This is a genomic window from Bordetella ansorpii, from assembly GCF_900078705.1.
Taxonomy (GTDB): domain Bacteria; phylum Pseudomonadota; class Gammaproteobacteria; order Burkholderiales; family Burkholderiaceae_B; genus Bordetella; species Bordetella ansorpii_A.
This window is the reverse complement of the sequence record NZ_FKIF01000008.1, coordinates 208,937-225,028: the sequence shown is the minus strand read 5'-3', so window position 1 is coordinate 225,028 and position 16,092 is coordinate 208,937. Positions and strand designations below refer to the sequence as shown.

3 protein-coding genes are annotated in these 16,092 nt (G+C 61.4%); all 3 read left to right on the top strand.

Going from position 1 to position 16,092, the window contains the following annotated elements:
• Nucleotides 1-5 precede the first annotated feature (5 nt).
• The 3 genes from gspF (at nt 6) to A6745_RS21545 (ending at nt 16,012) form a co-directional block, all read left to right on the top strand.
• The gene (gspF, locus tag A6745_RS21555; protein ID WP_066131822.1) at nt 6-1,217 is read left to right on the top strand and encodes a type II secretion system inner membrane protein GspF; all 1,212 of its coding nucleotides are present in this window, start codon (nt 6-8) and stop codon (nt 1,215-1,217) included.
• A gap of 207 nt (nt 1,218-1,424) precedes the next feature.
• Nucleotides 1,425-2,759: a substrate-binding domain-containing protein gene (locus tag A6745_RS21550; RefSeq protein ID WP_066131818.1), complete on the top strand. Its 1,335-nt coding sequence runs from the start codon at nt 1,425-1,427 to the stop codon at nt 2,757-2,759.
• Nucleotides 2,760-2,977: 218 nt separating this feature from the next.
• Nucleotides 2,978-16,012: a filamentous haemagglutinin family protein gene (locus A6745_RS21545; protein ID WP_082853219.1), complete on the top strand. Its 13,035-nt coding sequence runs from the start codon at nt 2,978-2,980 to the stop codon at nt 16,010-16,012.
• The last annotated feature ends 80 nt before the right edge of the window (nt 16,013-16,092 follow it).

The window sequence follows — 16,092 nt, the reverse complement described above, 5'->3', positions numbered from 1 at the left end:
AGCACATGGCGCATTTTCGCTACCGAGCGGCTGATGGAGCGGGCAAGATCGTGCGCGGGCAGCTCGACGCCGATAGCCCCCGATCGGCGCGCGCGCAGTTGCGCGGGCGCGGCTTGGCTGTGCTGGAAGTGGCCGAGGCGCAAGGCTCGGCGGGCGCGGCCGGGGCAAGCCTCTTTGCGCCCAAGCTCAAGGACAGCGAACTGGCCTGGGCGACCCGCCAGTTGTCGAGTCTATTGACCGGACGCCTGCCGTTGGAGGAAGCGCTGACCGGTGTCGTCGAGCAGGCCGAGAAGAAACATATTGCCGAGAGCTTGTCCGCAGTTCGGGCAGATGTGCGCGGCGGCATGCGCCTGGCCGATGCGATGGCACGCCGGCCACGGGACTATCCCGAGGTCTATCGGGCGCTGGTGGCCGCCGGCGAGAGTTCGGGCGATCTGGCCCAGGTGATGCGGCGCCTGGCCGACTACATCGAGTCGCGCGACGTGCTGCGGGCCAAGGTCTTGACCGCTTTCATCTACCCTGCGGTGGTCGCGGTGATATCGGTGTGCATCGTGATTTTCCTGCTGACCTATGTGGTTCCCCAGGTCATTGGCGCGTTCTCGCAAGCGAAGCGGGATCTGCCCATGCTCACGCAGGTGATGCTGATGGCCAGCGACTTCGTGCGCAACTGGGGTTGGCTGACGGCGCTCACGCTCGCCGCGGGATTCGGGTACTGGCGCTGGCGGCTGCGTGATAGTGCGGTGCGCCTGGCCTGGGACAGCCGTCTGCTGCACCTGCCCTTGATGGGCCGCTTCATCCTGGAAGTCAACACTGCGCGTTTTGCGTCGACGCTGGCGATCTTGACCGATGCGGGTGTGCCGTTGATGCGCGCGCTGGAGGCGGCGCGCCAGACCCTGGGCAACCAGCGGTTGCGTGCCTGCGTGCTGGAGGCAGCCGGCCAGGTCGAGGGTGGCACGAGCCTGGGCGCGGCGCTCAAAGCACAGAAATATTTCCCGTCGCTGCTTTGCCGGCTGGTGGCCAGCGGCGAGAAAACGGGGGAGTTGCCCCTGATGCTCGATCAGGCGGCGGACACACTGTCGAAAAATCTCGAACGCCGGGCGATGGCGATGACCGCCCTGCTCGAGCCCTTGATGACAGTGATTATGGGCGGGTTGGTGCTCACTATCGTGCTGGCCGTGATGCTGCCCATCATGGAAATGAACCAGCTCGTTCTATGACATGAGCACGTCATACTCCAGTCATCAAAATTGCGGCCCGAAATTGCACCTCGATTATCGATGTCCAGACTTTCCGTAACCTGAATGCCGTCTTGGCTGGGCAAACTGTCCCTGCCATCAACGCTGATGGTGCGGGATCACCCAGATACCCATCTGACCCCCGCTGCAATTCAGAAGTTCCCTTAACTTGGACGAGGTAATTTCATCATGCAAACGCAATTCAAACTCAAGCGCCTGGTCGGCGCTCTGCTGTTCGCCAGCCTGGGCGCGACCAGCATCGCCGCTCACGCGGTCAACGTCAACGGTGGCGGCGCCACTCTGCCGCAACCCCTGCTCGAAGAAGAGTTCGGCATTTCCGGTGACCCCGCCTTCAAGATCACCAGCGACTCCGATACGTGGCGCTACGGCGGCGTCGGCAGTGGCGGCGGCCGTAACGGTTTCTACCAAAACAACTCGGCGCTCCACTACCCCGGCCAACCGGCTGTGACGGTCCATTTCGGCGTCAGCGATGCCAACGTGCCGCAAAGCGAAGTGACCACGTACTACGGCACCAGCGGCCTGGGCAACTTGGCCAACCCGTCCACGGGCCACGGCCGCTTCATCCAAGTACCGCTGGCCGGCACGCCCGTGCTGATCTACGCGAAGTCGGTGACGAACAGCGTGCCGGGCCTGGAGCTGAACAAGTCGCAGCTGTGCGGCATCTTCAGCGGCGCCCTGGCGACGTGGCAAGCTGTCGACTCCTCGCTGCCTGCCACCCCGATCAAGGTGATCTACCGCACCGAGTCGAGCGGCACGACCACCCTGCTCACGCAGTTCCTGGCCGCCAACTGCACCACCGCTGAGACCGGCGGCGTCACCTTCGAGGGCCTGGGTGTGTTCGCCAACGAATTCGGAGGTGCCGGCGAACCCGCATTGCCCGCGCGTTTCGTGGGCGTGCAAGGTAGCGGTGGCGTTACCGCCGCTCTGGATGACGCCGACACGGACCCGGCTGATGGTACGCCCGAGGCCATCGCCTACCTGAGCCCGGACCCGGACTATTTCCCTGCCCCTCACGCCGTGGCAGTACCGCTGTTCAATCCGAACATCACCGACCCGAACGCCACCGCCATCGAGGCATCCACCGAATCGGTGACCGCCGCCCTCGGCAACCTGCCCGTTCCCAGCGGCGCTCCCCAGTACAACCATCTCGCGGGCAACTTCGGCACGGCCACCAACCCGGCCAACCCCGCCGCTTGGGTCACGACCGTTCCCAGCCCGGCAGCCGGCTACCCGATCGTCGGCACGACCAATATCCTGGTCAGCCAGTGCTATGTCGGCGCCCGCACGGGTAGCAACCCCAACGCGGTGGAAGCAGCCGTGCGCAACTACCTGGATGCGCACTACGACAACATCGACCAGATCGAAGCTCACGGCCTCGTGCCGCTGCCCCCGACCCTGGTGACGGGCATCCGCAACCGTTTCATCAACGGCAGCTTGCTGGGTGGCCAGTTGCAAATCGGTAACGGCCCGGCCTACTGCAACAGCGTTGCTGGCCGCGGTTAATTCAGCACGGCCTCAGTAGCCAAACCATGACGATGTAGCAAGTAGTTCCGCCGCCCTGCGCTCATCACGCGGGGCGGCGCTTGTTTGTCAGATAGAAGCCATAGTTTCTTAACAATCAGTTCGGTTCAATACAACGTCTTGGCGTTCGCGCAGTCGGGGAAGCGAGCGGCCAAGACCTTTCTTTTAATACTTCGAACAAACTATTTGAGAGTGGGCACATGATCTCGCACAGCGCAGCCAAAGATAGAACCAGAATCAACAATTCGCGGCGCTCTGCCCGCGAAGCACTGCGACTCGTACCGCTGGCCAGCGCCCTCTCCCTCTTGTTTATCTCGGCGCCCAACGTCTATGCGGCAAGTCCGGGTGGGGCCGCCTGGTTTGCCGCAAGTGGAGCAGGCAAAAGTGCGCGGGCAAACGGACCTCGACCACAAGTCGGCTTGCCACCGTCCGTCCGCCAGCAGCAGGCTGCAAGGCAGCAGCTACAGCGATCTGTCGACAACCTGGGACGTACCGCGAATGCCATTGCTGCGGCCCAGGCCGCGCAGCGTGCGGCGCGTGAAGCCGCGCAAGGCATTGTGCCCTCTGATGTCGCCGACGGCCACACCCCAGGCGGTCTATGGGACAAAGACGCCGGGGGGAACGACCTAGCGTGGACCGGCGCAAAACGACCCGTCGCAAACCAGCATGACGGCAAGCATACGGTCAGCATCGAGCAGACCGCCAGCCGAGCGGTGCTCAACTGGAACACATTCAATGTCGGCCGAAACACTACCGTTGAGTTTCAGCAGAATTCCGGTGACGCCGTCCTAAACCGAGTGGTCGGTGCTGACACGCGGCCAAGCCAGATCCAGGGTGCCATCAAGGGTGATGGCACCGTGATGGTGGTGAACCAGAACGGTGTGGTGTTCAGCGGCAGCAGCCAGGTGAACGTGCGCAACTTGGTCGCTGCGGCGGTCGGCATGACCGACGAGCAGTTCGCCAAAGGCATCTACAGCGACACCAACGGCTCGACCGGCTCCCGTACTTACATGCCGAGCTTCGGCAATAACATCACGTCCGGTGGCGCGAGCGACAAGGCCACTGGAGATGTGACGGTAGAGGCAGGCGCACAAATCGCGACCCAAACGCCGAACTCGGCCACCCGCGGTGGCGGTTATGTACTAATGCTCGGGCGTGAAGTCCATAACGCGGGCATCATCGAAACGCCCAGCGGTCAAGCCCTGCTCGCCGCAGGCGACAGCTTTGTGATCCGACGCGGGCGAGGCTCCGACGAGAACCAGCAATCGACCACGCGAGGCAACGAAGTCGCCGCGCGTATCAACACAGATAGCCTTGCCGGGGCGGTGTCGAACTCCGGTCTGCTGTTGGCCCGCACTGGTGATGTGACACTCACGGGCCAGCGTATCACCCAGCAAGGTGTCGCGGTTGCCACCAGTGACGTGAATGCACGCGGCAGCATTCACCTGTTGAATTCGGCGAGCGATACCAATGGAAGCGTCACGCTCTCCGCCAACAGCACGACGGCAGTACTCATCGACGAGAACGCCGCTTCTGCCTACGACTCGCAATACGACGAGTTGAGCGAGAACACCGCCAACCTGAATGGCCCCGAGACCGCGCTGGGCCGCGCCTTTGACAATATCGGTCGCATGGGTGATCAGCCCAACCTATCACGCATCGAAATCGTCACAGGGGGCACCGTCGATTTCCAAGGCGACTCCATGACCTTGGCCACTGGCGGCCAAATCGCTGTACACGCCGGCCAACGCTCCCTGGTCCGCGACGGAGCAGACCTAGACGTGTCCGGCGCGGTCGGCGTCCGCGTGGCGATGGAGTCGAACAACATTCAAGTCAACGTTCAAGGCAATGAGCAACGCGATGCGCCGGTCAACCGGGATAGCGGCAGCCTGAACAATAGCGACATTTGGGTGGATCGGCGGACGCTGGTCTTCGTGCCCGCCGGCACGAACGGCTATGAGACAGACCGCTGGTACACCGCGGGCGGGTTGCTGGAAGTGAGCGGGTACGTGGGCACTACGGGCCATTCCGTGGGCGAATGGCTCGCCTCCGGCGGAACCGTCAACTTCACTGGCCAGGACGTCGTGACCCAGACAGGCTCTCGGATCAATCTGTCGGGCGGCACGATGGATGTGCAGGATGGCTACATTCGGCAAACTTGGGTACGTGCGGCAAATGGCCGCCTCTATGAGGTTTCGCGCGCCCCAGGCGATATTCTCTACACCGGCCTGTACAACGGCTACGAGGTGACCTCTGCCCGATGGGGAGAAAGTGCCACCCGCCGCTTCTACAACCCGCTGATCGCACCTAACCGTCGGTTCGAATCGGGCTACACCGTCGGTCGCGACGCTGGACGTCTCGTCATCGGCACCGCCTCAGCCGTACTGGAAGGCAGTCTCATCAGTGACACCTTTCAGGGCGATCGTCAGGTCAATGCCCCGCAGGCCGGCCTGGATGGTTATAGCCAATCCCAAACCGCCGTTGCGCGCCGTGCGCAGTTGATCCTCGGCCAGTACAACCCGAACCGGATTCCCGGTACTGCGCTGGGAGTCGACTTCACGCCCGTCACCAATCACGTGGCCATCCAGGGAGACGTGGAAGCTCTTGCCGACAGTCTGACTCTGGCCGCACCGCTACCAGAGGAACGCAGCGGCACCATCCTTCTGGATAGCGAAGCCGTGAGCAATATGCAGCTGGGCGGCATCCTAATTGGGGCCAAAGAAACCATTCGCATCGATCATTCGTTGGAAACTGACCTTGGCGGCGAGATCGCCCTGCGTGCACCCCAAGTGGACGTCAATGCCGATCTTGTAGCGCGTAGCGGCTCGATCCAACTTGGAAACTACGTAACGGAGGCCAATTCCGTCCTACCTTCGGACCCGGCCACCGTGGTGGGCGTCAATCTTGCTCCAGGCGCCACACTGGATGTGCGAGGGACTTGGAGCAATCTATTCCTTGACCCCACTGATCGCCGTGGTTTGCCATTCGTCGATGGAGGCTCCGTATCGATCCGCAGCACTGGGCCGGTGACACTGGGTGAAGGTAGTGTGATCGACGTATCTTCCGGCGCCGCCCTGACATCGGAAGGAAACATCGTTGGCGGTCGTGGCGGCAATGTTACCTTGCTCTCGCGCGAGACCTTGACGCTGGGGGGAGATCTCCGCGGCTATGGCATTAATGGCAGCGGCACGCTTCAAATCGAAGCTGGTACGCCAGTGAGCATCGGTGGTGAGCTTCTGGCTGAAGACGGCATTCTGCAGGTCGGCGAAGTCGCGCTGACGGACATGAAAGTGCTAGAAGACTTCATCATTCCCGCCGGAGAGATCCTGCCTGCTGACTACTCATTCACGAAGACCCACGCCATGCCTGGCGAAACCGTAGACGGTCGTTGGAACCTCTCCCCGGGCAATGGAATTACCCTGGATGTCAACTGGACTCCTCCGCCAGCACTACCTGGCACCGGTTATCGCGTGGTTCTCGACGACGGCACAAGAGTTTTGATCCGTATTGGCTCTACGCCCGTTATCCCCGCCGGTTCCACGATCGTTGGGATTGATAACCCCGCAAACTTCCCCCCCAACTATATCGTTCCGGGAGATGCCTTCCCGAACGGCATTCCCATCGCCCCGACCACGACAGTGCTGAAGGCTGGCGCGATCGCAACGGAAGACTCACATTTCGCCGCTGGTACGGTCATCCAAGCTGGGGCACGCCTTTCACATTCTGTCGCTGTGCAAGCTGCACTGGTTCTTGACACCGATCTCTTTCAGCGCGGTTTCTCCCAATACATTATTTCCGGCGAGCGTGGCGTAGCCGTGGCAAGCAATGCCACGGTTCATGTAGCCGCCCCTGTGTTGCATCGAGCTGCAATTGCGTCGGAGGTCCCGACGGGTGCACATCCCGACCACGCACTTGCTGAATGGCTTCCACCGGTTTTCCTCGAAGACCCGACCGCAAGCCTACTGAGCCAACGCGGCGGCGCAAGTCTGGCACTGCGCTCCCTAAACGGAAACATTCTCGTTGGCGAGGGATCGACGATAGAGGTGGATCCGTACCAAGACATTTCCCTAAGTGCTGCCAAAAACATTGACATTAACGGCACATTGAGGGCACTGGGCGGCTCGATCGAAGCTCGTCCGTCCACCGCGGCCCCCGATCCGATTACGACCCCCTGGCCCGTCGCGCCGGCGAGATCAATACGTGTCAGCGCTGGAGCCGTGCTGGATGTCACGGGCCACGCCACAACCGCAGTGGACGCCACTGGCAGCATCTACGGTGATCTGAGTAGCGGTGGCAAGATCGTTTTGGAAGGAGGGATTGGCACCTTCGTCATCGTAGAGGCAGGAGCCACCCTGGATGCATCTGGAAGCTCGATGGCCATTACTGTTCCTGCTGGTCGCAATGTCGGAGCGACGGGTCGCACCGCAACCGTGGCGAGCGACGGAGGGACCATCTCCTTGAGTTCCAACGCTGGCCTTTACCTGAACGGCACGATACGCGCTGCTGCAGGGGGCGAAGGCGCAGCTGGCGGCACACTGGCACTTACGCTAGAAGCTCCTCTATACCGAATAGAAGACAACGTATCAGACGCCCTTCGCCAGCCCGCCGAACTGACAGTTGTACAGCAGGCTTTGCAAGACGGTAACTCGGCCAGGCCCCTTGCTGACACCGAGCTTTCCTATGGCTACGCGCGAATAGGTGTCGATCAAGTGCAAGCAGGCGGTTTCGACAATCTGTCGCTATTCGCCCGCGATCTAATTACTTTCGATGGCGATATCGACCTTTCTCTCGGACAAAGTATTCGTCTCTACCAAGGCACCATCGGAAACACGGTGGAGAGAGCAAACGTTCGGCTACACGCGCCACACATATTGCTCAGCGGTCGCACCACGCTCGCTACCAATGCAGCAGCAGGATCTATCAACGCGACCCTCAACACATGGCGAAGTTCGCGGCAAGCCGCCGCTGGTACATTCGCCGTGGATGCCGATCTCATTGACATCCAGAACGTGGTTCGGTTCGGCATCTCCAGCACCATCAGCTTGAATGCGGGCAGTGAAACGATAGATCGCCGAGGTTTTCAGGATGTCGTCCTGAGCAGCCGTGGCGATATTCGTTTCTTGCAAGCCTCCGAGCAAGTCAACTCATCGGTGAATCCGATAGCCAACCAAAGGCACAGCGCGCTTATTAGTCCGTCCGACATTGCGCTGCAAGCCGCACGCATCTATCCGGTGTCGCATGCTCTCGGCGCGGTCGCCGCAGGCATAACGGCCACCAATACGTATGACAGTGAACGAGTGCTGCGGATCTCCAGAACAGAGATTGTTGAGTCCGCCCCATTATCAGTATTCGGCGAGCTTGAGTTGCACGCTGCCACGATCGAGCAAGGCGGCGCTTTGTACGCGCCGCTTGGCCGCATCGCGCTCGGCAATAGTCAAGCAACGCGAACGATTCAGCTACTGCCGGGTAGTTTGACATCCGTCAGCGCAGCGGGCCTTATTATCCCTTACGGTGGCACGGTTGATGACCTCAGCTATACCTACAACGGAGAGCCTATCGATGCCGTCGGCGTGGGTGGAACGGGTGCGGTAACGGGCGACACGACCACCAGCGGGCTGCGTCAGGGGATTTCATTGGTGGGGACCTCTGTGATGGCCGACGATGGTGCAATAGTGGACCTCTCGGGAGGCGGGGAACTCACGGGCGCAGCCTTCATCAGCGGTCGCGGCGGTTCTACGGATCCTTTATTTAACGCCCTCGTCAAGTACGACGGCGCAACCGGCAAGTTCTCGCTACCAGCGCTTTCAGACCATCCCGTCTATGCCATCGTGCCTAGCTACGAAGGCGCATATGCGCCAGTAACTCCCGTCGACCAAAATCCAGATTACGCGGGCTCTTTACCCCGGGTTGGAGAACAAATTACCATCGGCTCCGGGATTCCGGGACTACCTGCTGGCACCTATACTTTGTTGCCCGCCTATTATGCGCTACTGCCCGGTGCGTATCGCGTGGAATTGGGAAATACAACGAAGAGCGCAGCCCCCCCCATCGCTCTGCGCAACGGCTCCTGGGCGCTCTCCGGCACGAAGGGGATTGCAAACTCCAGCATCGCTGAGGTGCTGCCACGCCAGATCACGATCACCTCGGGCGAGGTGCTGCGCCAGTACGCACAGTACAACGAGACCAGCTATCGGGAATTCATTCTTGCGGACACTGCACGTACCGGCACGCCACGCCCGATGCTGCCGGATGACGCCAAGGCGCTGGAGTTCCGATTCAGGACAGGGGCCGGGCAAGAGATGCCCGCACTCGACTTCTCGGGTAGCGTTCGTTTTGATCGTCCAGAAACAGGATATGGCGGCCAGGTTATTGTAGGCGCGGCATCAGGCGCCGCTGCCTTAGAAATTGTAGATCAGCATGCCACTGCAGGATTCTCCGGCATTTCGGTTCGAGCAGAAGATTTGAACGCCCTTGGCGCGGACCGAATTTCCATCGGTGGGTGGATGACGGGATATGGCTACAGCTCGGGGGATTCTGGCGTTAGTGTGGATACCCGGCTTCGGCCCATGTCCCAAACTGGGAATATCACCGTCCGATCAGGCACCGCCCTAGCCGCACCGGAAGTCATGCTCATCACGGGAGGTAGCCGCAACATTCACGTTGAGGACGGAGCAAGCATCAATACGCTGGATCATGGCGCGGCTCCCTACGATTCTTCGTATGGCTACCAATACAACCCCGATGTGACTGGGGCCGCGAATATCCTCATGGTCTCGAATGGCTGGCTGGATCTACCTTTAGGTGGCGGATCCGGCACAGGACGGATAGAGGTGGGAGGCTGCACCTCGACCGGGTGTACGGGCTCGGCACAGTTGTATTCGGATGGCTCTATCGTCTTCGCGTCGAACAACGTCGTTATCGATGAAGCCACACGCTTCGGAACACGCAATCTGACGATGGCGGTAAGCGGCCTGAACCTGGGAAGCGAGAACAGCCTTGCTGATGCACTCGCACGCGGCGCGCTGCCCGAAGGATTGCGCTTATCGCAAGGGCTGCTGACGCGGTTGCTAAATGGCGACCCAGAGATGCGCGCTCCTGCTCTGGAACGATTGATATTTTCTGTGCGTGATTCGGTCAATCTATTTGGCACCGTAGACCTAAGCACGCTTGACCCCGAGACAGGCAAATCCAGCCTTGGTCAACTAGTCTTCAACACACCGGCCATCTACGGATATGGCACGAATGAGGATGTAGCTACGATCTCGACCGATACGCTGGTCTGGAATGGCGTCGCCGGGCGCTCGGCCGGGCCAGTCCTGGAAGATGGTCCAGGCACCGGCGCAGGCACCCTAGATGTGCAGGCAAGGCAAATCATCTTCGGCTATGCCGAGGGCGTAACGCCTAGTCCGCACCAGAATATGGAGCGCTTGGCGCTGGGTTTTTCCACCGTGAACCTGCAAGCTACCGACCGCATCACGGCCAACGGCGAAGGAGACCTCTCGGTCTACCGCGCCGAAGATGGCGAGATCGACGGCGTGCAGCAATATACCGGCGGTAACCTGAACTTGATCACGCCATTGTTGACCGGCGAGGCTGGCTCCATCAATCGCCTCAAGGCAGGCGACGCATTGACGTTGAACGTGCCGGAAGGGGCGTCGGCGGGCAGCCACGATGCCCTTGGCGCCACGCTAGAGCTATCGGGTGCCAGCGTCACGCTGGACGGTACGATTGCGCTGGCCAGCGGCAAGCTGGACGTGATCGCTGACGGCAACGTGCAACTGAACGCCAACACGCACCTGGACCTGGCTGGGCGCGAGATCCAGATCCAAGACGAGCGGCGCTATAGCTGGGGAGGCGAGGTCAACCTAGAAAGCAGCAGCGGCAATATCAGTCAGCTTGCCGGTTCGACCATCGATCTGTCGGCGCAGAACAATCAGGCGGGCCGCTTGACGGCGACTGCCCTGGGCGAGGATGCTGGGCGCATTGCGCTGGCGGGCACGATACTGGGTACTGCCACGGGAGACTACGACGCGGGCGGTTCCCAGGTTGATTACGAGGCAGGCGGCATCGTATTGGCAGGCCGGGCCATCGACGATTTTGCTGGCCTGAACCGTCGCCTGACGGACGGCGGCGTGGTCGGCTTGCGCAGCTTCCGCATCAAGGAAGGCGATCTGACGATCGGCGATGAAATCCAGGCACACCGGGTGATGGTGGCGGTCGATGGCGGTAGCCTCACGATAGATGGCCGGATCGACGCAAGCGGCCGCCACGTTGGAGAGATACGTCTGGCGGCACGCGACAACCTGACCTTGACGAGCAACGCCCAACTCGATGCGCACGGCCGCGAACTGCGCGTGGACAGCTATGGCTATATCATCGACGCGCCCAATCGCGCCATCGTTGATCTGACCTCGGGCACGGACGGGACGGGCACGTTGACGATCCAGCAAGGCGCGATCATAGACCTGCGTGCCGGCACCGATATCCCGGCCGGCAGCGGTCCTGGCCAGCACGACGGCCGCAACCGCAGCACGCTCGCCTTGAATGTGCCGCGCATGGGCAATAACGGCGACAGCGCAACAGGCAGCGACGGGCCAGGAAACGCCACGGGCGGCGACCTGGATATCAACGTTCCCGCTCCGGTGGATGTGCGTGGTGCGGCCAGTGTTGCGGTCTATGGGTATGCCAGCTACGACAACGCGCCAGCGGACCCGGAGAACAGCAACGGCCAGGTGGTGGACCAGGATTACCTGGACAGCATCCATCGAGATAGCCAGGCCTTCATCAGGGCTGCATATGGCGGTGACGTAGCCGCAGGCACGTTGACGGCGGGTTTGCAGAGCAAGCTGGCCGGCCTGACGGTATATGGCAACGCACTCCACCTGCGGCCTGGTGTCGAAATAAACAGTGCGACCGAGACCGGCGACATCCGGGTCGAAAAAGACCTGGATCTGTCGGGCTATCGCTATGGACCGAATGTGACCGGCGTGCGCGGCTCGGGCGAGCCCGGTGCGCTATCTCTGCGCGCAGGGGGCGATCTCGATATCGAGGGCAGCATCAACGATGGCTTCGCGCCGCCCCCAGCGACGCCCGAAGACGATCGAGGGTGGGCCCGTGAAAATATCCTATTGACGGGTGGGGTTCCCGCTTCGGCTGACATAACCTTTGACGCGCCTTATTACGTGTCCCCCGATGGTTGGGAGGGATACTACTACGTGTTTCCGGGCAATGACGTTTGGGACTATGCGGTGGTGACACAAGGGAGAGTCATCGAAGAGGCCTCGTGGGGAACTAACGTTTATGGGCCAGGCGACACGATTTGGGGCATGCTCGAAGGCCGCATCACAATCGAAGCCGGGACCATCCTGACGGCAAACGATCCGTCGAACGCAAACATTGTCTTCACTGAGGGGGACACGGGCCGGCAGCTCTGGGCTGTCGCACCTATGCTCGCCGCAGGGTCGCTATCCTGGGATATTCGACTCGGCGCGGGCGCCGACCTCTCATCTGCCGACCGCCGTGCGCTGCAAACTGCCGCGCAACTAGCCGGTAAAGGGAATATAACTTTATCGGATGCACACTACATTGCAGGAACCCAGAATCCTATTTTTAGCGTCATCCGTACTGGCACGGGTGACCTGGATATCCAGGCTGGCGGTTCGTTCAGCCAGGATTCGCTTTACGGCATTTACACCGCTGGCACCCAATCGGCACCCTTGCTCGACAAGGAAGGTGCTCCCATTGCCGACATGCAAGGCCGGGATGCTTTCAACCTCCCCCGCGGATACAACCCCGATATCAGTAGTACGTCGATTCTTAGCGCCTCACATGCCGACTGGGAAGGGTTGGTAACTGGCAGCAATTATTCGGCTTGGTATCCAGAGCAAGGCGGCAATCTCTCCGTTAATGTCCAGGGTGACATGACTGGCGACATTGTCTCCGGCGGCATCACGACGGCTCCGGTGAATACGGTCTCCAGTAACTATGTAGCGAGCTGGCTCTGGCGCCAAGGCGGGAATAACGTCAGCCAGCACACTGCGTGGTGGATCAATTTCGGGACTTACGTCAGCAGCCAGGATTTCAATGGCGTACCTGCGCTTAATGTTGAAGGTTTTACCGGTCTCGGTACTTTGGGCGGCGGTAACGTCGATCTGCGCGTGAAGGGCGATGCCGGGAACATCACGTCGCTCAGCAGTTCCGGCACTCGCGAAAGTGACGGTCTAGTCGTCGCGGTTGGTAGCACTGGGCGATTGGTCGATGGGAAACTGACTCTCACCGGAGGGGGGGATTTGCGCTTGGCCGTTGGAGGATCGCTCAACGAGGGGGTTCGAGCCAGCGGCACGGAACCGGGCCGCCTGAACTACAGCAGCATTCCCAGCGACCTGAACGGAGTCTTCACCAACTTGCGCGGGTCGCTGGCTCTGCAAGCAGGCGCCATCGGCCGGGTAGACCCGCTCTATGGCGTCGTGGATGTTACCGATGCGCGGGCAGTCGATCCGCTATATCCCAGTCTGGGCCGCCCTAGTGGCGGACCTGTTGTGATGCTGGGCGATGCAACAACCTCACTTCTTTCCCGCGGAGATTTGGTCATCGACGGCGTAGGCGACCCTGGCCGACTGAGCCAAAGCAACTACTTACCGTTCGAGAGCTACGCCGGAGGCGGAATCAGTTGGTATTCGCTGTGGACAAGTACGACAGCAGTCAGCCTTTTCGCCGCTGGCGGGAACCTCACGCCAGTCACAATGCAACACTATGCCCCCGGTGCGGGAACCGTTGTCGGTAACACGACACTTCTCGAGATGAACTATCCATCGCGCTTCGACGCGGTCGCAGCACAAGGGAACATCTACTATGCGCGCAACGGTACGGTCTCCGGCGGCACCGGCGCCAACCGTTTGATTTTTGCTCCCAATGCTCAAGGTGTAGGCTGGATGAACCTGTTGGCAGGTGGCTCCATATACGGCGGAGGCTTTGGACTAGACCCTTCGGGAGCTGCCTCCACCGCCATACCGACGCCGTTCCGACCCGCCTTCATCGGTCGGTCTCCCGATGGATTTAGTGACCTCGTCGACAACACACAGACGGGCGCACGCAACGATCTATTCGCGTTCGGTGCAAATACTGCTTCAGGCTCGCTCTATGGCAATGATCCTACTCCTGTGCGGGTCTACGCAGATAGCGGGGATATTGTCGGCGTTTCGGTGGGATCATTCTGGCAGTCTGCTGATGAGCTTCTATACATGATCGGCAAGCCGGTGCGTATGCGCGCAGGGCGCGATATTATCAACGCTGGCGGAGTGTTTCTGAACTACCACAGCACGGATATCTCGATGATTTCGGCTGGGCGCGATATTCAGTACGCTAATGCACGCATCGCCGGCCCCGGCCTCTTGGAAGTCAGTGCCGGACGCCACCTCTACCAAGGTGACACGGCTCAACTAGAAAGCCTGGGTTTGATCAACGGAGGCGAGAACCGAACAGGTGGTGCAGGCATCGCGGTCAGTGTGGGGCTGGGCGATCACCCAGTCGATTACACCGGGTTCGCCTTGCACTATTTGGACGGAGCCAATCTGGCTGACCCGGATATCGCGCTGGCCAGGCAGCCTGGCAAGGTAGTCATGACCTACGGCAGCGAGCTGACGCTGGCCGACTGGTTGCGAGAAAACTTCGGCTACACCGGCGACGAGGCCGGGGCGCAGACCTTCCTTGATCAACGCCAAGCCGAGCTGAACGCCGCCTACGCCGCCAACCCCAACGATCCGGCCTTTGCCCGGCGCGATCTGACCAACGAGTATCAGCAGACCAGTCAGCTTCGCCTGGTCAATTGGCTAAGCACGCGGTTCGCCACGAACACAGGCGTGCGCGCCACCGACGACGGCGCACCGCTGGTTTTCGAAGCGGTTTCGCTGCCCGGCGCCGACACCGACCCGGCCATTGCTCAGGAACAGGCTCGCCAACGTGAAGCGCAAGCCCAGGCCTTCTTCCGCCGCCTGCCGGCCGAACAGCAGCGCGTGTATGCGCGCAACCTGTACTACGCCGAACTGAATGCAGGCGGGCGCGAGTACAACGATGCCAGCAGTCCGCGCACGGGCAGCTATCTGCGCGGCCGCGCCGCCATCGCTATGCTCTTCCCAACCTATGACACGGGCACGGATATTCAGGCGCGGATTCAGTCCAGCTTGGCTGCCGATATCGCCATCAGTGAAGAGGCAGTCCGGCTGGGCGTGGCCGCCGCTGATTTGTCCGCCACGCAGAAAGCGGCTGTCATTGCGAATCTGCGCGATTCGGAGGATCAGCGCTATGCGGAAATGTACGCGCCCATCGATCGTGGCGGCAATCTGACGCTGTTCCAGGGTACGACCACCAACGGCGCCATCCGCACCTTGGGCGGCGGCGACATCCAGGTGCTAGCGCCCGCTGGCGGCACGACCATCGGCGTAGAAAGCGTACCCCCAGCCACTGCGAATGGCGTCCCGCCTGCGGGCCTAATTACCCAGGGCTCGGGCAACATCCAGGTGTACTCCAGCGACAGCATCCTGCTGGGACTGTCGCGCATCATGACCACCTACGGCGGCGACATCCTGGCCTGGTCGCAATACGGCAATATCAACGCCGGCCGCGGTGCCAAGAGCACAGTGGTCTACACGCCGCTGCTGCGTGCCTACGACGGCATGGGCAATGTGTCACAATCGCCCAGCGTGCCAGCCACCGGGGCGGGTGTTTCGACCCAAGACCCGGTGCCGGAGGTGCCGCCAGGTGGCATCAATCTGATCGCACCGGAAGGCATCATCGATGCGAGCGAAGCCGGGATTCGGTCTTCGGGTAGCGTCAACGTCGCGGCCCTGCAAGTCGTCAACGCGGCCAACATCCAGGCCAAGGGAGAGGCCACCGGCGTACCTGTCATCGCTGCGGTGAACGTCGGGGCGCTGACCTCGGCAAGCGCGGCAGCCTCGAGCGCTGCCACGGCCGCGCAAGACGTTATGCGCCAGAGCCAGGCCGCGGCCCGCCAGAACCTGCCGTCCATCATCAGCGTGCAGATCTTGGGCTTTGGCGATGACGGCGCAGTACCAGCCGCGTCACCGCCTGATACCTCGCGGTCAGGGCCCCGGGTCCAGGGGCTTGGCCAGCAGGTCGCCTACGATCCTAACAAGACGATCCAGGTAGTGGCCAATGGCCCGCTGAATCCCGGCGACCGGGCGCAACTGACTGCCCAGGAGAGCTTTAACGCGCAGTAACTCCGAGGAGTCCTGAGAAGCCGTGGCGGCTGACGCCACGGCGATAAAGTCAGGGGTTTGGCGTGTGCATGTGACGGGGG

What these genes read in the sequence shown, in the direction of transcription:
- A6745_RS21550 (WP_066131818.1), top strand. Translation starts at nt 1,425, where the DNA reads ATGCAAACGCAATTCAAACTCAAGCGCCTGGTCGGCGCTCTGCTGTTC.
- A6745_RS21545 (WP_082853219.1), top strand. Translation starts at nt 2,978, where the DNA reads ATGATCTCGCACAGCGCAGCCAAAGATAGAACCAGAATCAACAATTCG.
- gspF (WP_066131822.1), top strand. Translation starts at nt 6, where the DNA reads ATGGCGCATTTTCGCTACCGAGCGGCTGATGGAGCGGGCAAGATCGTG.